Genomic DNA, 20236 nt, shown 5'->3' with positions numbered 1-20236 from the left:
GAAAGGCAGCGTTCCGGTTGCATGATGCCCCCTCGGCATCAGCGAAGTGAACGGGGCCCCCTTCTCCCCGTGACATCCGCGCAAACGGCCCTCAGCCCCCCAAGTGCCGTGTATACGCGTCTTGTTGTCGTCCAGGGTTCTATGGGTTCAGCTTGATCGCAAGATGCGAAACGCGGTGTTTACCGGTCAAACGCGCTCATTGTGATGCCGGTGGGGGGCGTGTGGAAGCACGTGGGCGCAGAACGAAACAAGACCCCCCGCCGAAGCGAGGGGTCTTGCCGTCGGTGCGCCGCCAGGGACTCGAACCCCGGACCCGCTGATTAAGAGTCAGCTGCTCTAACCAACTGAGCTAGCGGCGCCTGCTGACGTCGATAACTCTACAGGACACCCAGGGGTGCCTCTGACCACGCGTGTCGCGTCCGTTATGTCATGAAATGGGAAAGTCGTACATCATTCGGACCGTCACCATGCGCTTCCGCAAGACGGTTGGGAAACTGATCAGCGTGTACAGCCCTGGACAAAACGGACCGGAGTGTGAGGCAGATCGCATGAACAGTCCGGTATTCGAGGAAATCGATCCTGCGAGCGACTGCGGCTGCCCCGGCTGTGCCCGGCTGCACCGGCCCGCCCCGCCGTCCTCCCCGACCCCAGGCCCCGCCGCGCACCGTGTGGTGATCGTCGCGGCCGCCGCCTCCACCGCGCTCGCCGCGAGCGGTGCCGCACCGGCCCTGGCGGCCCCGCACACCCCCGCCCGGCCCGGTGTTCCCGCAGGTGACGAGCCACAGACCCCGCAGGGCGGCAAGGCCCCGCTGCACGGCCCGGCCGGCACTCCGGCGGCGCCCGCCGCCCCCGTGAAGCTGCCACCGATCACCCGTACGGAGATCATCAACCGCGCCAAGGTGTGGGTGGCGGCCCAGGTGCCGTACAGCATGTACGCCTACTGGTCGGACGGGTACCGGCAGGACTGCTCGGGCTTCGTGTCGATGGCCTGGCACCTGCCCGGCAACGAGTGGACCGGCAGCCTCGGCCAGTTCGCCGACCGGATCACCAAAGAGGAACTGCAGCCCGGAGACATCCTGCTGTTCCACAACACGGCCGACCCCGAGAAGGGGTCCCACGTGGTGATCTTCGGCGGCTGGACGGACTACACGCACACCTACTACATCGCCTACGAACAGACCCGCCCCACCACCCGCCGCCAGGCCACCCCCTATCCGTACTGGAGCAACGCCTCCTCCTATCTGCCGTACCGCTACAAGGGCGTCACCGACGGCGCGGCCGGCGCCCCGGCGGGCAGCGGCGGCACCGAGAAGGACGCCACCGCGTTCCCCGGCGCGGACTCCTTCGGCCCTGGCGCGGACAACGCCCACGTCACCCAGCTGGGCCAGCTGCTCGTCAAGCGCGGCGGCGCCCGCTTCTACACCTCCGGACCCGGGCCCGTGTGGACGGACGCCGACCGCCGGGCCACCCAGGCGTTCCAGCAGGCGCAGGGCTGGACCGGCGCGGGCGCGGACGGGCTGCCGGGTCCGAGGACCTGGGCGCTGCTGATCGCCGGCACGGGCAAGGACATCCCGCCCGCGGGCGCCCAGGGACCGGCGAAGCCCACACCGCCGGCGACGCCCAAGCCGCCGGGCAAGCCCGCGCCGCCGGCCCCGCCCGCCGCGGTGCCGCCCTTCCCCGGCCCCGGCGCCTTCCGCCCGGGCGCGAACAACGCCCAGGTCACCCAGCTCGGCCGGCAGCTCGTGAAGAAGGGCTTCGGCAGGTTCTACACGTCCGGCCCGGGTCCGCGCTGGAGCGAGGCCGACCGCAGGGCCGTCGAGGCGTTCCAGCTCGCGCAGGGCTGGCGGGGGTCGGCCGCCGACGGCTACCCCGGCCCGGAGACCTGGCGACGGCTCTTCCGGTGACATCACCCATCCGCAGCGGTTGGAGGCACGCATTGAGTACGGCCACGACGCCCGGGTCGGAGGGGAGCGCGGACGCCGCCGCGTCCCGCCCGCCCCGGCTGATCCAGAACGAGGCCACCACCGAGATCCCCGTCCACCTTCTCTTCCGTGACGACCCCGACCCGCAGCCGGTGCCGGTGCGCCCCACCGTCGTGGCGCGCCGCCAGGGCACCGGCGAGCAGCCGCGTATCCGCCGCCCGGCCCCGAAGGCGCCGCGCTCCGCCGCGCCGCAGGTCGACCCGGAGCTGGTGGAGCGCCGGGCGCGGGTACTGCCCGGCGCGGTGGGCGTGCTCGCCGGGATGTGCGGGCTGGCCGGCTGCGCGGCCGCCGGCTGGTGGGCGGGGCTGGTGCCGCCGCTCGTCGCGCGGGCGCTGCACCTGCCGGCGACGCCGGACGCCGGGCTCGGGCCGGCGCAGTGGGCGGTGTACGCGGGGGCGGGCGCGCTCGCCCTGTTCGGCTTCGGCGGGCTGGCACGCGGACGGACCGGACGGGCCTGGGTGCTCGGCCTGTTCGGCCGCTACCGGGGCACCGTCCGGCGCACCGGCCTGCTGTGGGTCAACCCGCTGCTGCTGCGCCGCGGTGTGGACGTACGGCTGCGGCACTGGCGCGGCGAGCCCCTGCCGGCCGCCGACGGCAGCGGGGTGGCGCTCAGGGTGGTCGTGCTGGTGGTGTGGCGGGTGCGGGACACCGCGCGGGCCGCGCTCGGCGTGGAGGACCACGAGACGTTCCTGCGCGAGTGCGTCGAGGCGGCGCTCACCCGGGTGCCGGTGGAGGTGCCCGGCGCCGGGCACGCCCCGGCGGAGACGACCGGGGACACGCTGACCCGGCTGGTCGCGGCGGACGTGGCGCCGGTCGGGCTGGAGGTGTTCTCGGTACGGCCGCTGCGCGTGGAGTACGCCCCTGAGGTGGCCGCCGTGATGCAGCGCAGGCGGCTCGCCGTGCTGGAGGCCGAGCACCGGGCGAGCGTGATCGGCTCGGTCGTGGACTCGGTCGAGGAGACGGTGACCCGGCTGACCGTGCGCGGCCTTGTGGCACTGGACGACTACGAGCGCAAGGCACTGGTGAAGGACCTGACGGTGGCGTTCTGCTCGGGGCGCGGGGAGGGCTGACGGGGCGGGGAGCCGAGCTCTGCGATTGGTATGGACATGTCCAACGGTCAGCAATAACCTCGAACTTGGTCTAGACCTACCTGCACGGCTCACTGAACTCCCCACATCCCAGGAGCGGCAGCATGCGCACAAGGACCAAGCTCTACGCCGCCGTGGTGGGGCTGGCCACGACCGGAGCGATCGCGCTCTCCTCCGGCGGGGCCAGCAGCCACGGCTACACCGACCTGCCCGTCAGCCGGCAGAAGGTCTGCCAGCTCGGCACCGTCAGCAACTGCGGCGACATCCAGTGGGAGCCGCAGAGCGTGGAGGGCCCCAAGGGCTTCCCCGCCGCCGGACCCGCCGACGGCCGGCTGTGCTCGGGCGGCAACACCAGGTTCGCCCAGCTGGACAGCCCGCGCACCCCGTCGGGCGGCGCCTGGCCCACCACCAAGGTGACGGGCGGTCAGAGCTACACCTTCCGGTGGCAGTTCACCGCGATGCACGCCACGACCGATTTCAAGTACTACGTCACCAAGCCGGGCTGGAACCAGGACCACAACCTCTCCCGGTCCGACCTCAACCTCACCCCGTTCCTCACCGTCCCCTACGGAGGCCAGCGCCCGCCGTCCACCCTCTCCCACAGCGGCACCCTGCCGACCGGCCTCAGCGGCCACCACGTGATCCTCGCGGTCTGGACGATCGCGGACACGGGCAACGCGTTCTACGCCTGCTCGGACGTCACGTTCTGAGGCTTGCTTGAGCCACGGCCCCGGCCGGCGCGGGTAGGTTCCCCCACGCCGGCCGATCGGGGCGGGCGCGAGGTCTCGGGGGGCCACAGTGGAAGTCCTGTTCTATGCCGTACCGCTGCTGATGATCACGGGGGCTGTCTACGGGGCCGTCAGGGTGCTCGGCCGCGCCCGGCGGATCAGCCGGACCTGGAGCAACGGGCTCACGGCCGAGGCGCGCTGTCTGCGGACGTACACGACGACCAGCGGCGGCGGGGACAGCGCGGTGCACACGCACCTGCACCACGTGTACGAGTTCGTCAGCCGTGACGGGCGTGCGGTGCGCTTCGAGGAGAGGGGCGGGCCCGGCACGACGCTCGTCGGCGACATCGTGATCGTGCGCTACCCGGCCGACCGCCCCGAAGGGGCGACGGCCCTGCCGCCCGCGCCGGGGCGGCTCGCGGCGGAAGCCGGCTGCCTGCTGTCCGTCCTCGGCGTGGTGGTCGTCGTCTGCTCGGTTTTCATGATCGCGGCACACGCCATGTTCTCCGTGGCGGGCGACGCCCTGCCGTAACGCGGACGCCGCGCACAAACGACGAAGCCGCGCAGAAACGACGATGGCGGGTCCTCTTCGCGCTTTCTGCGAACAGGACCCGCCATCGTCATCGTGCGCCGCCAGGGACTCGAACCCCGGACCCGCTGATTAAGAGTCAGCTGCTCTAACCAACTGAGCTAGCGGCGCATGACTCCCGCCGACCGCTTCACCAGGTGTTTTCTCCCGGCCCGCGGGCGGCGACGAAGAAAATAATACCTGGTCCTCCGGGGTGCTCGTGACCACCCGCCGCGGCGCCCGGCACGCGCCCGTGACGCCGCCCCGGGTGCCGCGCGGGCACCGCGCCGGAGGTCTAGATCGTCAGCGACAGCAGCAGCGGAGCGGCGCTGCGGTTGAGGGCGTCCGCCGCCGTGCGCAGCCGGTGCGCGTGCTCCACCGGCATCGACAGCGCCAGGCACCCCACCGAGGAGCCCGCGGTGATCGGCACGGCCGCGCAGACCGTGCCCACCGCGTACTCCTGCAGGTCGAGCACCGGCACCGTCGGCGGCTGCGCCTCCAGGCGGGAGAGCAGCAGCTTGTCACTGGTGATCGTGCGCGAGGTGAGGCGGGCCATCTTGTGCCGGGAGAGATGGTCGCGGCGGCCGTTGTGGTCGAGCTGCGTCAGCAGGCTCTTGCCGACCGCGTGGGCGTGCGCGGACTCCCGGAAGTCCACCCACTCGTTGACCGGGGGAGCCCCTGGCCCGGCGGCGTACTGGGTGATGCGCACCTCGCCGTCCACGTACCGGCTGATGTAGACGGCGGCCCGCACCGAGTCGCGCAGCCGGTCGAGGGTGCGCTGGAGGTGGGCCCGCAGCGCCTCCTCCCGGCCCTGGGCCGAGCCGAGCCGGGCGAGCGCCTCACCGGCGGCATACGCGCCACCGGTGATCTGCTCGACGTATCCCTCGCGGCGCAGCATCCGCAGCAGCGGGGTCAGCCGCTCGGTGGTCAGGCCCGTGCGGCGGGCTATCTGGGCGTCGGTGACGCCGGCGGTGTGCCGGGCCACGGTCTCCAGCACGCGCAGGGCGTCCTGGGCCGCGTGGTACGGCGCGGTCGGCTCGTTCATCAGCGCCACGGTGTCTCCCCCTGCGGTCGCTTTCAGGCCGTGATCCAGAACCTGGACCCCCTCCACCATAACGGGCAAGCGCCCTGTATGGAGGGGGTGTTGGCGAGATTGCACCGCTCTCAACTGGGGCAACGACCCGCTGGCATATGTCTGGGTCATGACCCAGTGCGGAGACCTGGGGTGTTGGCACGCACACGGCGCGTAGTCGCGGCACGGGTCACAGTACGGCGCTCAGGAATTCCCGCGTGCGCTCCTGCTCCGGGTCGTTGAAGATCTTCTCCGGCGGCCCCGCCTCCACGATCCGGCCCGCGTCGAACATCAGCACCTGGTCCGAGATGTCCCGCGCGAAATTCATCTCGTGGGTCACGCACAGCATCGTGATGTCCGTGCTGCGCGCGATGTCCCGCAGCAGATCCAGCACCCCGGCCACCAGCTCCGGGTCCAGCGCGGAGGTCACCTCGTCCAGCAGCAGCACCTTCGGCCGCATCGCCAGCGCCCGCGCGATCGCCACCCGCTGCTGCTGCCCGCCGGACAGCCGGGTGGGGCGCGCGTCGCACTTGTCGGCCAGGCCCACCAGGTCCAGCAGCTCCCGGGCCCGCGCCTCCGCCTCGTCCTTCGACAGGCCGAGCACGGTGACCGGCGCCTCCGTGATGTTCCTGAGCACGCTCATGTTCGGGAACAGGTTGAACTGCTGGAAGACCATGCCGATCTTCTTGCGCACCTCACGGCACTGCCGCTCGCTCGCCGGGAACAGCTGGTCCCCGTCGACGGTGATCGTGCCCTCGTCGGGCTTGGTGAGCGTCATCAGCATTCTCAGGATCGTCGTCTTGCCGGAACCGGACGGCCCGATCAGTGTCACGTGCTTGCCGGCGTCGACGGAGAAGTCCAGGTGGTCCAGGACGGTGTTGTCCCCGAACCGCTTGGTGACCTGCTCCAGACGCACCAGCGGACCGAGGTCGGCGGGCGTGGCGGTCGGCTGCTTGCTGGTGTCAACGGACAAGACGTCGCTCCAGGGTGCGAAGGAGAAGGGAGGCCAGGTAGGAGATGACGACGAAGGCGACACCGATCACCGTCAGCGGCTCGGTGAACTGGAAGTGCTGCTGCGAGTACAGCCGCGCCTGCCCGAGCATCTCCAGCACGGTGATCACCATCAGCATCGGCGTGTCCTTGAGCATGGCGATCACGTAGTTGCCGAGAGCGGGCACCACCCGGCGCACCGCCTGCGGCAGGATCACCGCCGTCCAGGTCCGGCGCACCGGCAGGCTCAGCGCGGTCGCCGCCTCCCACTGCCCGGGCGGCACCGCCTCGATCCCGGCCCGGTAGACCTGCATGGTGTATGTCGAGTAGTGCAGCCCGATCGCGACCACACCGGTGGTCAGCGCCGACATCGTCACGCCCCACTCGGGCAGCACGTAGAAGAGGAAGAACAGCTGCACCAGCAGCGGGGTGTCCCGCACGAACTCCGTGACGACCCCGACCGGCCAGCGCACCCACCGCGTCGGCGTGCGCATCAGCAGCGCCCACACCAGACCCAGCGCGAACGAGATCAGCGAGCCGAGCACCAGCGCCTGCAAGGTCACCAGCAGGCCGTCCCGGAAGTGCGGCATGAAGCCGCTGACGGCATTCCAGTCCCAGGTCACGAGACACCAGCTCCCTCAGGCACCCGCACCGGGTCCGCCTTCTTCTCCGGCGCCCGGCCGATCCCGGCCTTCAGCCGCTTCTCCAGCCCCCGCATCCCGCGGGTGAGCACAAACGCGATCACGAAGTAGAGCAGCAGCACATACGTGTAGATCTCCGCGCTCTCCTGCAGCGCCAGGCGGACCAGATTGCCGCTGAAGGCCAGGTCGCCCATGCCCATCACCGACACCAGCGCGGTGCCCTTGAGCAGCTCGACCAGCAGATTGCTGAACGGCGGGATCATCTCCGGCACCGCCTGCGGCAGCAGGATCTTGCGCATCCGCTGCCCCGGCGTGAAACCGAGAGCGATGCCGCCCTCGCGCTGCGCCGGCTCGACGGCCTTCAGCGCGCCGCGCACGATCTCCGCGCCGTACGCGCCATAGGTCAGACCGAGGGCCAGCGTGCCCGCCCACAGCGGTACCAGCTGCCAGCCGAAGGCCGGCGGCAGCACGAAGAACACCCAGAAGATCATCACCAGCGCGGAGGTGCCACGGAAGACCTCCGTGTAGAAGCCCGCGAGGAAGCGGACGATCCACAGCCGGTGGGTGCGCGCGATACCGACGGTGAACGCCACCGCCGCGCCCAGCAGCGCGCTGCACACCAGCAGCTGGAGCGTGACCCACACACCCTTGAGTACGAGTTCCCACAGTCCCGAGGTCATCCGCCGCACAGCTCCTTCGCGGTCAGCTCGGTCATCTCGGCCCGTGTGAAGCCGAACGGCCGCAGGATGCGTAGCAGTTCGCCGCTCTTCTTCAGCTTGCGCAGCTCCGTGTTGAAGGCATCGCGCAGCGTCGTCTCGGTCGGGCGGAACGCGAACGCGCCGCCGTCGACGTGCGGTTTGCCCTTCACCAGCGGCGCGAACGGCTCGGTCGCCTCCGCCTTGGACGACTTCTTCACCACCTCACGGGTGGTCAGAGCGGTCCCCGCGAACACGTCCACCCGGCCGGCCTCCACCGCGTTCAGCCCCGCGACCTGGTCGGGGACGACGAGGATGTCGCTCTCCTTGTAGCCGGCCTCGACCGCGTACTGGATCTCCGCATAGCCGGTGCCGGTCGCGAACCTAGCCTTCTTCGCGACGATGTCCCGATACGTGTGCAGGCCCTTGGGATTTCCCTTGCGGACGATGAAGGAATCGAGCATCTGATAGTCGGGATCGGCGAAGATCACCTGCGCGCAGCGCTCGGGATTGACATACATGCCGGCGGCCACGACATCGAACTGCTGGGAATTCAGCCCGGGTATGAGCGAGCCGAACTCGGTCGGCACGGGCTGCACCTTGTCCACCCCGAGCCGCTTGAAGATCACCCTGGCCAGTTCCGGTGCCTCACCGGTGAGTTCGCCGCTCTTGTCGATGTATCCGAAGGGAATCTCACCGGCGATCCCGAGCCGTACCACGCCTTGCGCGCGCAGCCGGTCGAGCAGGTCACCGCCTTTCTTCGTGGACGCGGTCGCCACCCGCGAGCAGCCCGCGGCACCCAGTGCGCCGACCGCCGCCACCCCCGCGAGCAGCGACCGGCGAGTGGGTCCGGTTGTGTGTGCGTCATGTCTTGCATGACCGTGTGGTGGAGCCATGGCGGCGCTGCTACCCAACCGAACGCTCGGCATGCACCATGGATTTCATGGCGGATCGCTACCTCGAAGTGTCCCTGGTCAAGCGTCAGATCCACTGCACGGCGAAGTTGCTGGACGACCGTGCGCCCCTCACCTGCGCCGCGGTGTGGAACGCGCTGCCGCTGTCCGGCGACGTCTACCACGCCAAATACGCACGCAACGAGATCTACGCGCTTTTCCCACCCTTTGCCGCGACCGAACCACCCCTGGAAAACCCGACCGTCACCCCCATTCCCGGAGATCTCTGCTATTTCTCCTTCGCGGGCGCCGAACTGGGCACCAACGCCTACGGCTACGACCGTGAGGTGCGCGCCGGCACCACCGTCGTCGACCTGGCCCTGTTCTACGAACGCAACAACCTGCTGCTGAACGGCGACGTGGGCTGGGTGCCCGGGATCGTCTGGGGCCAGGTCGTGGACGGCCTGGACGCCATGGCCGAGGCATGCAACGACCTGTGGCGCACGGGCGCGGCGGGGGAGACGCTCAGCTTCCGCCGCGCCTGACACCCGCCTGCTCAGCTGACACCCGTCTGCTCAGGGGGCCGTGGCGCCCGCCTCGTACAGGGCGTGCGCGGCCCGCAGCACCAGGTCGTCACGGTGCCTGGCGGCCACGATCTGCAGGCCCACGGGCAACCCGTCCGCGTCCACGCCCACGGGGACGGACGCGGCGGGCTGCTGGGTCAGGTTGAACGGATAGGTGAACGGCGTCCACCCCGTCCAGCGCTTCAACCCCGAGCCGCGCGGGACCTCCGCACCTGCCTCGAACGCCGTCAGCGGCACCGTGGGCGTCAGCAGCAGGTCGTAGGACTCGTGGAAGCGGCCCATGCGCCTCCCGAGGTCCATCCGCACGTCCACCGCGGCCAGATACTCCAGTGCCGAGAGCCGCGCCCCGGCCGCGCAGACCTCCCGCAGCCCCGTGTCCAGCAGCTCCCGCTGACGCGGGCTCAGCCGCTGCGCCACCCGGGCAGCGCCCGCGAACCACAGCGCCTCGAAGGCGTCCAGGGGCTCGGTCACGTCCGGGTCGGCCTCCTCGACGTACGCGCCGAGCCCCGCCAGCCGCTCCACCGCGTGCCGCACCGCCGACGCGACCGCCGGCTGCACCGCGACCTGCCCGCCCAGCGACGGCGAGTACGCCACCCGCAGCCCGCGCACCCCTTCGCCGAGCACCTGCGTGTACGACAGCCCGGCCGGGCCCAGCGCCGACCAGTCCCGGGTGTCCGGCGCGCCGATCACGTCCAGCATGAGCGCCGCGTCCGCCGCGGTACGGGTCATCGGGCCGACGTGCGCCAGCGTGCCGAAGGCGCTCGCCGGGTACAGCGGCACCCGGCCGTACGTCGGCTTCAGCCCGAAGATCCCGCAGAACGCCGCCGGGATGCGCACGCTGCCACCGCCGTCCGTGCCCAGCGACAGCGGCCCCGCGCCGAGCGCCACCGCGGCCGCGCTGCCGCCGCTGGAACCGCCGGCCGTACGGGACGGATCGTGCGGGTTGCGGGTGATCCCGGACAGCGGCGAGTCCGTCACGCCCTTCCAGCCGAACTCGGGCGTGGTCGTCTTGCCGACGAACACCGCCCCGTGCTCGCGCAGCCGGGCCACCGAGGGGGCGTCCTCCTCCCACCTCCCCGCCGGGTCGATCGTGCGGGAGCCGCGCAGCGTGGGGTGGCCGCGCAGCAGGAGGATGTCCTTGACGGTCACCGGCACCCCGTCCAGCAGCCCGGCCGGCTCCCCGCGCCGCCACCGCCCGGCCGACGCCCGCGCCTGCTCCAGGGCGTCCTCGGGCAGTAGCCGCACGAACGCGTTCACCTGCGGCTGGATCGCCTCGGCCCGTTCCAGCACCGCGCGGGTCGCCTCGACGGGGTCGAACTCGCCCTTGCGGTAGCCCTCGACGAGCTCGGTCGCGGTCAGGTCGGTGAGTTCCGTCATGCACAGCCTCCCAGAGGCGTCGGTGAGGGGACGTCAGTGGCCGGGGACGTATCCGCGCTGCTTGTCGACGACGTTGAGCAGCGGCCGGCCCGCCGCCCAGCGCTCGTACAGGTCCAGGAACTGTGCGCCCAGTTCGTCGCGCCAGCCGATCGTGTCCCCGCTCATGTGCGGGGAGACGATCAGATCCCGCACCCGCCACAGCGGGCTTCCGGCGGGCAGCGGCTCGTGCTCGAACACATCCAGCGCGGCTCCCGCGATCCAGCGTTTGGCCAGCGCCTCGGCGAGGGCCTCCTCGTCCACCAGCGGCCCGCGGCCGACGTTCACGAAACACGCCGACGGCTGCATCATGCCGAAGCGGCGCGCGTCGAACATGCCCCGGGTCTGCTCCGTCAGAGGTGCCGCGCAGATCACCCAGTCGGCGCGGGAGAGGAGGCGGTCGAGGTCGCCGGGGCCGTGGACACCGGTGCGCGGGGTGCGGCCCACGAGCGCGGTGGTGATGCCGAGCGCCTTCAGCAGCCGCGCGATCGCCCGCCCGATCGGCCCGGAACCGACCACGCACGCGCGCGTGCCGGCCACCCGGCGGGACTCCCGGTGCCGCCACTCCCGCTGCTGCTGCAGTTGCAGCGTCCGCGGCAGATCCTTGGCCATCGCCAGCACGAGGGCGGCGACGTACTCGGCGATCGGCTGGTCGAAGACACCGCGCGCGTTGGTCACCACGGTGTCCGACCCGGCGAGCTGCGGGCACATCAGATGGTCGACGCCCGCGCTCGCCGTGTGCACCCAGCGCGGCCGCGCCCCCTCGCCGGGCCAGGCGTCCCGTACGGCGGTGGAGGTGAAGTCCCACACCAGCAGCGCGTCCGCCTCGGGCAGCCGCGCGGCGAGGCCGGCGGCGTCGGTGTGCACGATCCGCGCCCGGCCGGTGAGACGGCCCAGACGGGGCGGGGGGTCGGCGTCGAGGACGAGGAGCGTGGGCAGGGCGGTGGTCATGCAGGGGCCGTTTCTCCGGGGACCGGGTGATGATCTGGCGTCTGACATGCGCGGATTGACCACGCTCGCACCGGAACCTACCGTCGTCAACAGGGCCACGCATACGATCCGTTGCCCTGTCGTCTCCCACCGTGAGGCGGTGCCTGTCATGGAGGCCATGTTTCTGGGCGGCCCCCGCCCGCAGCGCGGTGTCGGTGTCGTCGCGCCCTTCGACTTCGCGCTCGACCGGGAGTTGTGGCGCTGGACGCCGGACGAGGTGTCGCTGCACCTGACCCGCACGCCGTACGTGCCGGTCGAGGTCAGCCTGGATCTCGCCCGGCTGGTCAGCGAGCACGAGACGCTCACCGACGCCGTACGGACCCTGATCGCCGTGCACCCCGAGGTCGTCGCCTACGCCTGCACCTCCGGCAGCTTCGTCGGCGGGATCACCGGGGAACGCGCCATGTGCGAGGCGATGACCGGGGCGGGCGCGGTGCCGTCGGTGACCACGTCCGGGGCGCTGCTCGAGGCGCTCGCCGAGCTGGGCGTGCGGCGGGTGGCACTGGTGACGCCGTACACGGTGTCGGTGACACGGTCGCTGCGGGCGTACGTCGCGCAGGCCGGGATCGTGGTCACCGGGTGCGTGTACATGGGGCTGACCCGGCACATCTGGAAGGTGCCGTACCGGGACGTCGTGGAGATGGCCCGGCGGGCGGTGGGGGTGCCGGGCGCGGCCGCGGGCCCGCAGGCGCTGTTCCTGTCCTGCACCAACCTGCCTACGTACGACGTCATCCCGCAGCTGGAGGCGGAGCTGCGGATACCGGTGATCTCGGCCAACCAAGTCACGATGTGGGCGGCGCTGCGTCGGCTGGGTACCCGCGCGGTAGGGCCGTACCAGGCGCTGACCGACCTCTCGGCGCGCGTGTGGCCCCCCGTACTGCCGGACGAACCGCAGGAACAGCAGGAAGGGCGAACATGACCGCACTCGGATTCCTCTACCCGGGTCACTCGGCCGAGGACGACTATCCGCGCATCGAGCAGCTCCTGGGCAGTGACATCCGGGTGGACGTCGTCCACACGGACATCGGCGAGGACGCGCACCGCGTGGACGCGCTGCGGCGGATGGGCGCGGCGGAGCGGCTCGCGCCGGGAGTGGAGGAGCTGCGGCTGGCCGGGGTCGAGTCGGTGGTGTGGGCGTGCACCAGCGGCAGCTTCGTCTACGGCTTCGAGGGCGCCCACGAGCAGGTGCGCGGGCTGGCCCGGGCGGCCGGGATGCCGGCCTCCTCGACCTCGTTCGCCTTCGTGAACGCGCTACGGGAGATCGGGGCGCGCACGGTCGCCGTCGGGGCGACGTACCCCGACGACGTGGCGGAGCTGTTCGCCGGCTTCCTGCGGGCGGCCGGCGTGGAGGTCACCGGGGTGCGCAGCTCGGGGATCGTCACGGCGGCCGAGGTCGGCACGTGGGGCGAGGCGGAGGTGCTGGCGCTGGCCCGGGCCGCCGACCACCCCGACGCGCAGGCGGTACTGCTGCCGGACACGGCCCTGCACACGGCGGCGCACGTGCCGGCCCTGGAGAAGGAACTGGGCAAGCCGGTCCTCACGGCCAACCAGGTCACGGTCTGGGAGGGCCTGCGCCTGGCCGACCGCCGCGTCAACGCTCCCGCTCTGGGATCCCTGTTCCTACGCGAGCCGATCGTCCAGGCCTGAGGCGGGCTCCGCCGGTCACGCAAGGGTGGCCGCCGGGTTCTGCCTCCCTTGCGCAAGGGTGGGTCCCGCCTCGCTTGCGCAAGGGTCGCCGCCCGGGGCTCTGCCCCGGACCCCGGGGGGTGTTTCCCACCTACCCACCCGTCTCGGTCGGCCAGGAGGCCCCGCCACGGGGCTCTGCCCCGGACCCCGCCGGGGGGCTCTGCCCCGGGCCCCCGCTGGGGCTCCGCCCCGGTCCCCGTCACGGGGCTGCTCCCCAGCCCCCATCGGGCGACGGGCCGCAACGGGCCGCCGCAGGCACAAAAGGGGCGCGGGGAACTGCGCGACCAGCCACGACGCAACCCGCACAGGCCGCCGCAGGCAACACAACGCCGACCGCCCCCGCCGCCCGTCACGGGGCTCCGCCCCAGCCCCCCGGGCTCCGCCCGCACCGCCAGGTGCGACACCCCGCCCCGCCCCCCGGCCCTGCCCCGCCCCGCGCCCGCGGACCTGCCCCGCCCCGCCCCCGCGGACCTGCCCCGCCCCGCCCCCGCGCGGCAGCGCACCCCCGCCCGGGGGCCCGGGGCTTCACCCCGCAACCCGCCCCGCCCGGCCTCGCCCCGCTCCCGGAGGGAATAACCGGAGACCCCCTCCTGTTAGCCCAGCGGCAAGCGCACCGAGGCGCACCCGTACACGCAGGAGGACCCACCGTGGCCGTATCCGAGACCGCCGGCGACGAGATTCGGGCGGTGGCGAAGGGGACGGCGCCCGTTGCGCTGTCCGTGCTGGACCTGGTCACCGTGGGGGCCGGGCGGACCGCGTCCGACGCGTTGCGGACCAGCGTGGACCTGGTGCGGCTCGCCGAGGCGCGCGGGTTCCACCGGTACTGGGTCGCCGAGCACCACTCGATGCCCGGCGTCGCCTCCTCCTCGCCCGCGGTGATCCTCGCCCACCTCGCCGCCCACACCGACCGCATCCGGCTCGGCTCGGGCGGCGTCATGCTGCCCAACCACGCGCCCCTCGTCATCGCGGAGCAGTTCGGCACGCTGGAGGCCATGGCGCCGGGACGGATCGACCTCGGGCTCGGCCGGGCGCCCGGCACGGACGGGGCGACCGCGGCGGCCCTGCGCCGCACCGATCGCCTCAACGAGGGCGCCGACGACTTCCCGCAGCAGCTCGCCGAGCTGACCCGGTTCCTCGACGACGACTTCCCCGACGGGCATCCGTACCGGAGGATCCACGCCGTGCCCGGGCCGATTCAGGCCACCTCGCCCGGCGGGGTGCAGTCGCCGCACCGGCCGCCGATCTGGCTGCTCGGTTCCTCCGGATTCAGCGCCCGCCTGGCCGGCATGCTCGGCCTGCCGTTCGCCTTCGCGCACCACTTCTCCGCGCAGAACACCGTCCCGGCCCTCGACCTGTACCGCGAGTCCTTCCGGGCCTCCGACGTCCTCGACGAGCCGTACGCCCTGATCGGCGTCGCCGCGCTCGCCACCGAGGACGAGAAGGAGGCCCGCCGGCAGGTGCGCGCCGCCGCGCTGAACATGATCCGGCTGCGCACCGGGCGGCCCGGTCTCGTGCCCACGCCGGAGGAGGCCGAGGCCTATGAGTTCAGCCCGATGGAGGAGGAGTTCGTCACCTCCTGGAACGCCAACGTCGTCCACGGCACGCCCGACGAGGTGCGCGCGGGGCTCGACGATCTGCACAAGCGCACCGGCGCGGACGAGTTGATGATCACCGGCAACGCGCACAGCGGGGACGTGCGGCTGCGGTCGTACGAACTGATCGCTGACGCCTACGGCTTGCCGACCACGTCCGGCTGAACCCCCGGCGTCGCCAGCAGCGCGGAGATACGATCCGGCGGCACCGGGCGGGAGTACAGCCAGCCCTGCCCGGTGTCGCAGCCGATGAGCCGGAGGCGGTCCGCCTGCGCGGACGTCTCCACGCACTCGGCGGTGACCGTGAGCCCGAGCCGGTGCGCGAGCTGGATCATCGCCTCGACGATGACCTCGTCGGCGGGGCTCGGGTGCGCGGCGGGGTCGTCGTAGCGGAAGCCGCGGACGAAGGAGCCGTCCAGCTTCAGGACTTTCACCGGCAGCCGGGACAGATACGCCAGGTTCGAGTAGCCGGTGCCGAAGTCGTCGATGGCGATCTGCACGCCCATGTCGCTCAGCGCCTTCAGCGTCTGCAGCGGGCGGCCCGCCGAGCCCATCACCGCCGACTCCGTCAGCTCCAGTTGCAGCAGGTGCGGCGCCAGCCCCGTCTCGGCCAGCGTCTGCGCCACGTCCGCCACCAGGTCGGAGTCCCACACCTGACGGACCGCCACATTGACGCTGACGAACAGCGGGGGCTCGTCGGGGTTGTCCAGCTGCCAGCGCCGGGCCTGCCGGCACGCGGTGGCGAGGATCCAGCGGCCGAGCGGGACGATCGAACCGTCCTCCTCCGCCAGCCCGACGAACCGATTCGGCGGCAGCAGCCCGAACTGCGGATGGTTCCAGCGGACCAGCGCCTCCACCCCGTGCAGCCGGCCGTCCGCCATGCCCACCAGCGGCTGGTAGTCGAGCACGAACTCCCCGCGCTCGATGGCCGGCCGGAGCGTGGAGGCGAGTGCCTGACGTGTCATCAGATGCGCGTTGCGCTCGGGGTCGAACAGCGTCCAGCGGTCCTTGCCGTCCGCCTTCGCCCAGTACAACGTCGTGTCGGCCGCCTGCATCAGCCCGGTGGCCGTCGTCCCCGCCGCCTGTCGTTCCACCACACCGATCGACGCCGAGACCGACAGCCGCTGCCCCGCCAGGTCGAAGGGCTCCTGCAGCGCCTTCAGCGCCGACTCGGCGAGGTCCGCGAGCTGCTCGGTACCCGTCGAGTCCTCCACCAGCAGGGCGAACTCGTCGCCGCCGAGGCGCGCCACCAGCGGCGCACTCGTGCGGCCGTGACCGGCCGCGTCGGCGCAGCGGGTCAGGCGCTCGGCGACGGCGGCGAGCAACCGGTCGCCGACGCGGTGGCCGAGGGTGTCGTTGACCGCCTTGAAGCCGTCCAGGTCCAGGTAGCACAGGCCGATCCGGCCGGTCCCGCCCGTCTCGTACGTCTCCGTCTCCAGCGCGGCCGACTCCAGCGCCGCCGACAGCCGCTCGAAGAACAGAGTGCGGTTGGGCAGCCGGGTCACCGGGTCGTGCATCTGCAAGTGCCGCAGCTGCGCCTGGAGTTCACGGCGGGCACTGATGTCGGCGACCGACAGGAGTGCGCCCTCCTCGCCGGCCGGCAGCGGGGAGACGGTGACCTGTGCCCACAGGGAGTGGCCGTCGGGGTGCTTCAGCCGGCGCGTGCAGCGCAGCCGGTCGCGGCGGCCGTCGAGCACCTCGCGGTAGGCGTGCCCGGTGCGGGTGTCGGAGGCGAGGTCGAGCAGGTCCGACGCGAGCCGTCCGGTGAGGCCGGCCCGGTCGCCGCCGAGCAGCTCCCCGAGGGTGTCGTTGGCGTCGACGACCACGCCCGCACGGTCGACGACGGCCATGGCGAGCGGCGCGGCCGTGAAGGCGGAGCGGTACGGCGGCTCGGCACGGGCAGGGGTGGAGCTGTCACTCTCTGTAACGACTGACCTGTCGGCATCTGCCGCAGGTGTCGACCCTTCGGACGTTCCGTTCACCGCTCGCTCCCGCAGTGCACTCGATCGCTGTCCGCGCAGGAAAGTGTGCCGATCATAGAGGCTGGCCCCGGGCGGTACCAGCCATGCCCCGTTCCGGTGCGGCCCGAAGGGGCTCCCTGACCGAGGGGCGGATCGTTTCTGTTCGCAGGTGGGCGACCTGCGCAGTGCCTCGACCGAATGTGACGTTCCGTGAACGCTTCGGGGGTGTCGCCCTGACGCACGCTCACTCGTCCGGGTCAGATAAACAGGGCATACGACAATGAACCCCACCAGGCTGGGTGCGGCGTCCCGTGAACCGCACCCGGAGGTCCCCTTGTCGCGTCAGCTCACCCTGCGAAGACTGGGCCGAAGAACCCGCAGGGGCCTCAAGTCGGCGCTGGAGCCGCCCCGGCTGCGCAGCACCGCCGCCGTGTTCACCACCATGTCCGCGCTCGCCGCGACCTCCTTGCTCGGCGCACCCTCGGTCGCCGAGCCCTTCTCCACCGAGCCCTGCACCCTGCAGCGCACCGACGCCCACCACTCCGAGGGCGTGGACACCTGGAACACCGCCTACCCGCGGCCCGTCCGCGCCCTGAACGCGGTGATGGTCTTCCTGTCGTTCCCCGACGCCACCCCGCTGACCACCCCCGCCCAGCTGACCGCCGACCACTTCCCCGCCACCAGCGACTACTTCCGCCGCGCCTCCTACGGCCGCTTCACCCTGACCGCCCACCCGATGCGGCACTGGATCCGTATGCCCCGGCCGTCCACGGCGTACCGCATACAGCGCGACTGGAGCGCCGGCCTGCGCGCCCTGTACCTGCGCGACGCCCTGCGGGCCGCCGACGGCCAGGTCGACTTCTCCCGCTACGACGTCGTGTACTTCGTCGCCGACCCGGACGCCCCCGGCGTCGACTCCGACGCCACCAAGGTCGTCAACCTCGACACCCCGCTCAGGGCGGACGGCACGGACATCCGCCGCGTGGTGACGGTCTTCGAGCGGCACCCACCGGACCGTCTGGTGCTCGCCCACGAGACCGGGCACGTCTTCGACCTGCCCGACCTCTACCACCGCCCGGCCGACGGCAAGGGTGACTGGGACACCTACGTCGGCGACTGGGACATGATGGGCAGCCAGTTCGGTCTCGCCCCGGACCTCTTCGGCTGGCACAAGTGGAAGCTCGGCTGGCTGGATCCGCGGCAGGTGGTGTGCGTGCAGCGCCCGACCCGGCTCACCCTGGAACCGCTCGGCGCCGGACCCGGCGTACCCGTCCCCGGCGCAGCGGGCGCGCCCGCCTTCGGGCTCGGCGAGGGCGCGAAGCTCGCCGTCGTGCGCACCGGCCCCGACAGTGCGCTCGCCTTCGAGGTGCGCGGACCCGTGGGCAACGACAGCGCGGCCTGCCGGGCCGGGGTGCTCGTCTACCGGGTGCACAGCGCCACGGAGTCCGGGCGCGGGCCCATCGAGGTGATCGACGCCCACCCGCGCACCGAGGCCTGCTGGGAGGACTCCGTCTACCCGGCCCTCGCCGACGCCCCGGTCGCCCTCGGCGAGAGCTTCACGGTCCCCGGGGACGGTGTACGGGTCGAGGTGGAGGACCGTACCCCGTCGGGGGCGTGGACGGTGACGATCACGCCGGGGGCGCCTGGATGATCCCTTGGCCACAGAAGAAGGCCCCTCGCTTTCGCGAGGGGCCTTCCCGTCGTGTGCGCCGCCAGGGACTCGAACCCCGGACCCGCTGATTAAGAGTCAGCTGCTCTAACCAACTGAGCTAGCGGCGCCTGCTGACGTCGTAGACCTTAGCATCCGCCTCGGCGGGAGGTGAAATCGAAATCCGCACCGCGGCGCGGGCCGCGCGCACCGCCGCCCACAGCAGGATTTCGGGGCCCGGGAGCCAGGGGTGACGGGTGTCGGGGGCGACCAGCCAGCGGGTCGCGGCGGTGCCCGGCGCCGCCGCGGTAACCGGCGGCACGGTCACCGCGTCACCGGTCCCGTGGCAGATCAGCGGCGGGATCCCGTCGGTACGGCCCGTGCGGCCGCTGTCCGACCCCCACTCCTCCCACTCCAGCAGTGACGGCAGCCGCTGGGCGGTGCCGGGCGCGGCGAAGAGCAGCATCCGGCCCCGGAAGACGGCCACCGGGCCGGAGCCCGGCCCCTCGTCCCAGAGCCGGTCGAGCATGCGGCGGCCGAACAGTGCGGGGGCGCCGACGATGTCGAAGGCGGTGCCGCAGGGCAGGACGACCGGGGCGTCCGGCTGCTCCTCCCACAGGGTCAGGGTGCTGCGCGGGTAGGTACCTGCCGAGGCCAGCCAACTGGCGCCGTCATGGGTGACATGACACGTGCTGCTCATGTCCCCTAGATGTACCGGGCGTGAGCGCACGCTTTCGCAGGGTTGCGGGAAATCGGGACAGGGGGCTGGGGATGGGGGTATCTTGCCCGCTTCTTGCCCACCTGGCATATGCCGAAGGGGGTAGCGGGGCAGACGCGGCTGGCGGGGCCGGCGGGGCCGGTGGGGCCGGCGGGGCTGGGGGAGTGGCGGACAGGCCGGTTCAGACCGGGTCGGAAGGGCTGGAGCCGTCTCCGCCGCGCAGCAGGTCACGGCCGAACTCGACCATCTTCTTCGCGTAGTCCTCGGTCCATTCGGCCCGCTCGGCGATGTCCGCCGGTGTCAGCCGGTCGAACCGGCGCGGGTCGGCGAGCTGCGCCGCCGCGATCGCCTGGAACTCCACGGCCCGGTCGGCCGCAGCGCGGAAGGCGTGCGTCAGCTCCGTCGCCCGCTCCAGCAGCGCGCGCGGATCGTCGATCGACTCCAGGTCGAAGAAGTGCTCCGGGTCGGAGGCCGCCGCCATGGGCTCGAAGAGCAGGGGCGCGGGGCGTAGCCGCGGTTCGTTCCGACGCGGCGTGGGCTCCGCCATGTCTTCTCCTTCTCGTACGGGGCGTACGTCACGGGGGCGCCGCCACGGGTGGACCACCCTCCATTGTCCCGCGCGCACGCAAGGGGGCCTCGGCCTCACCGTTCCGGGCGAGACCAGGCACCCAGGACAACAAGCACCCCGGCCCCCGCGATGTTCCCGCCGGTCACGTGCCTCCGGTCCTTGGGCCGCCTTCGGCGGCGTGCCGGACTCCGTCCGGCGGGAGGCGCTGCTGCACGCGGCGTCACGGACGTCCGGTGAGGGGGTTGTCACGGGCGCCAGGACACCCGGTGTTCGGCCAGGTGTGCCAGCACCGCGTGGTTCGCCTCCCAGCCGTCCGGGCTGCGTCCTTGGGCCGCCTTCGGCGGCGTGCCGGACTCCGTCCGGCGGGAGGCGCTGCTGCACGCGGCGTCACGGACGTCCGGTGAGGGGGTTGTCACGGG

At 72.2% G+C, this 20236-nt stretch carries 19 protein-coding genes and 3 tRNA genes; 9 read left to right on the top strand and 13 right to left on the bottom strand.

Features of this window, described 5'->3' with window-relative positions:
* Nucleotides 1-285: 285 nt before the first annotated feature.
* Nucleotides 286-359 (bottom strand) — tRNA-Lys (locus ACZ67Q_RS18555).
* 189 nt (nt 360-548) lie between these two features.
* Between ACZ67Q_RS18555 and ACZ67Q_RS18550 the strand changes: the two genes are divergently transcribed.
* From ACZ67Q_RS18550 to ACZ67Q_RS18535, 4 genes are all read left to right on the top strand, one after another.
* The gene (locus tag ACZ67Q_RS18550) at nt 549-1904 is read left to right on the top strand and encodes a peptidoglycan-binding protein (protein ID WP_471183058.1); all 1356 of its coding nucleotides are present in this window, start codon (nt 549-551) and stop codon (nt 1902-1904) included.
* 32 nt (nt 1905-1936) lie between these two features.
* Nucleotides 1937-3052: an SPFH domain-containing protein gene (locus ACZ67Q_RS18545; RefSeq protein ID WP_471183056.1), complete on the top strand. Its 1116-nt coding sequence runs from the start codon at nt 1937-1939 to the stop codon at nt 3050-3052.
* A 122-nt stretch (nt 3053-3174) separates the two neighbouring features.
* Entirely contained in the window at nt 3175-3780 is a 606-nt protein-coding gene (locus tag ACZ67Q_RS18540) for a lytic polysaccharide monooxygenase auxiliary activity family 9 protein (protein WP_471183054.1), read from the top strand.
* 88 nt (nt 3781-3868) lie between these two features.
* Nucleotides 3869-4330 carry a DUF3592 domain-containing protein gene (locus ACZ67Q_RS18535; RefSeq protein WP_471183051.1) on the top strand — a complete coding sequence of 154 codons (462 nt, stop codon included), beginning with the start codon at nt 3869-3871 and terminating at the stop codon, nt 4328-4330.
* A 94-nt stretch (nt 4331-4424) separates the two neighbouring features.
* Here the strand turns inward: ACZ67Q_RS18535 and ACZ67Q_RS18530 are convergent.
* From ACZ67Q_RS18530 to ehuB, 6 genes are all read right to left on the bottom strand, one after another.
* Nucleotides 4425-4498 (bottom strand) — tRNA-Lys (locus ACZ67Q_RS18530).
* 163 nt (nt 4499-4661) lie between these two features.
* Nucleotides 4662-5420 (bottom strand): IclR family transcriptional regulator, encoded by a 759-nt coding sequence (locus ACZ67Q_RS18525; protein ID WP_471183049.1) that lies wholly within the window; start codon nt 5418-5420, stop codon nt 4662-4664.
* A gap of 208 nt (nt 5421-5628) precedes the next feature.
* Nucleotides 5629-6411: an ectoine/hydroxyectoine ABC transporter ATP-binding protein EhuA gene (ehuA, locus tag ACZ67Q_RS18520; RefSeq protein WP_471183047.1), complete on the bottom strand. Its 783-nt coding sequence runs from the start codon at nt 6409-6411 to the stop codon at nt 5629-5631.
* The gene (ehuD, locus tag ACZ67Q_RS18515; protein ID WP_471183045.1) at nt 6401-7051 is read right to left on the bottom strand and encodes an ectoine/hydroxyectoine ABC transporter permease subunit EhuD; all 651 of its coding nucleotides are present in this window, start codon (nt 7049-7051) and stop codon (nt 6401-6403) included. The genes ehuA and ehuD overlap by 11 nt, the downstream gene beginning before the upstream one ends.
* The gene (ehuC, locus tag ACZ67Q_RS18510) at nt 7048-7749 is read right to left on the bottom strand and encodes an ectoine/hydroxyectoine ABC transporter permease subunit EhuC (protein ID WP_471183043.1); all 702 of its coding nucleotides are present in this window, start codon (nt 7747-7749) and stop codon (nt 7048-7050) included. Before ehuC ends, ehuD begins: the two co-directional genes overlap by 4 nt.
* Nucleotides 7746-8660 carry an ectoine/hydroxyectoine ABC transporter substrate-binding protein EhuB gene (ehuB, locus tag ACZ67Q_RS18505; protein ID WP_471183440.1) on the bottom strand — a complete coding sequence of 305 codons (915 nt, stop codon included), beginning with the start codon at nt 8658-8660 and terminating at the stop codon, nt 7746-7748. Before ehuB ends, ehuC begins: the two co-directional genes overlap by 4 nt.
* Before the next feature lie 47 nt (nt 8661-8707).
* Here ehuB and ACZ67Q_RS18500 point away from each other — a divergent pair, with 47 nt between their 5' ends.
* Nucleotides 8708-9202: a DUF3830 family protein gene (locus tag ACZ67Q_RS18500; RefSeq protein ID WP_471183040.1), complete on the top strand. Its 495-nt coding sequence runs from the start codon at nt 8708-8710 to the stop codon at nt 9200-9202.
* Between the two features lie 30 nt (nt 9203-9232).
* On the opposite strand, the gene ACZ67Q_RS18495 is transcribed toward ACZ67Q_RS18500, so the two are convergent.
* Together ACZ67Q_RS18495 and ACZ67Q_RS18490 are read right to left on the bottom strand one after the other, a co-directional pair.
* Complete coding sequence (locus ACZ67Q_RS18495; protein WP_471183038.1) at nt 9233-10618, bottom strand: amidase; 1386 nt, start codon at nt 10616-10618, stop codon at nt 9233-9235.
* A 33-nt stretch (nt 10619-10651) separates the two neighbouring features.
* Nucleotides 10652-11605: a D-2-hydroxyacid dehydrogenase gene (locus tag ACZ67Q_RS18490; protein ID WP_471183035.1), complete on the bottom strand. Its 954-nt coding sequence runs from the start codon at nt 11603-11605 to the stop codon at nt 10652-10654.
* 148 nt (nt 11606-11753) lie between these two features.
* On the opposite strand from ACZ67Q_RS18490, the gene ACZ67Q_RS18485 reads away from it, so the two are divergent.
* The 3 genes from ACZ67Q_RS18485 to ACZ67Q_RS18475 all read left to right on the top strand — a co-directional run bounded on the left by ACZ67Q_RS18485 (nt 11754) and on the right by ACZ67Q_RS18475 (nt 15087).
* Nucleotides 11754-12563 carry a maleate cis-trans isomerase family protein gene (locus ACZ67Q_RS18485; protein WP_471183033.1) on the top strand — a complete coding sequence of 270 codons (810 nt, stop codon included), beginning with the start codon at nt 11754-11756 and terminating at the stop codon, nt 12561-12563.
* Nucleotides 12560-13291 (top strand): maleate cis-trans isomerase family protein, encoded by a 732-nt coding sequence (locus tag ACZ67Q_RS18480; RefSeq protein WP_471183031.1) that lies wholly within the window; start codon nt 12560-12562, stop codon nt 13289-13291. The genes ACZ67Q_RS18485 and ACZ67Q_RS18480 overlap by 4 nt, the downstream gene beginning before the upstream one ends.
* A gap of 686 nt (nt 13292-13977) precedes the next feature.
* Complete coding sequence (locus ACZ67Q_RS18475; RefSeq protein ID WP_471183028.1) at nt 13978-15087, top strand: LLM class flavin-dependent oxidoreductase; 1110 nt, start codon at nt 13978-13980, stop codon at nt 15085-15087.
* On the opposite strand, the gene ACZ67Q_RS18470 is transcribed toward ACZ67Q_RS18475, so the two are convergent.
* Complete coding sequence (locus tag ACZ67Q_RS18470) at nt 15060-16904, bottom strand: putative bifunctional diguanylate cyclase/phosphodiesterase (protein ID WP_471183026.1); 1845 nt, start codon at nt 16902-16904, stop codon at nt 15060-15062. The genes ACZ67Q_RS18475 and ACZ67Q_RS18470 overlap by 28 nt on opposite strands.
* Before the next feature lie 259 nt (nt 16905-17163).
* Here ACZ67Q_RS18470 and ACZ67Q_RS18465 point away from each other — a divergent pair, with 259 nt between their 5' ends.
* Complete coding sequence (locus ACZ67Q_RS18465; protein ID WP_471183023.1) at nt 17164-18534, top strand: M6 family metalloprotease domain-containing protein; 1371 nt, start codon at nt 17164-17166, stop codon at nt 18532-18534.
* Between the two features lie 54 nt (nt 18535-18588).
* Here the strand turns inward: ACZ67Q_RS18465 and ACZ67Q_RS18460 are convergent.
* From ACZ67Q_RS18460 to ACZ67Q_RS18450, 3 genes are all read right to left on the bottom strand, one after another.
* Nucleotides 18589-18662, bottom strand: a tRNA-Lys gene (locus tag ACZ67Q_RS18460).
* On the bottom strand, nt 18653-19339 hold the full coding sequence (locus ACZ67Q_RS18455) for a bifunctional DNA primase/polymerase (protein WP_471183020.1): 687 nt from the start codon (nt 19337-19339) through the stop codon (nt 18653-18655). Before ACZ67Q_RS18455 ends, ACZ67Q_RS18460 begins: the two co-directional genes overlap by 10 nt.
* A gap of 91 nt (nt 19340-19430) precedes the next feature.
* Nucleotides 19431-19796, bottom strand: a complete 366-nt coding sequence (locus tag ACZ67Q_RS18450; protein WP_471183017.1) for a hypothetical protein — start codon at nt 19794-19796, stop codon at nt 19431-19433.
* Nucleotides 19797-20236: the final 440 nt, after the last annotated feature.

This window comes from Streptomyces sp. NPDC036813 (genome assembly GCF_055609245.1).
Note: the sequence above shows the minus strand (reverse complement) of the source record. Positions and strands in the feature narration are given on the sequence as shown.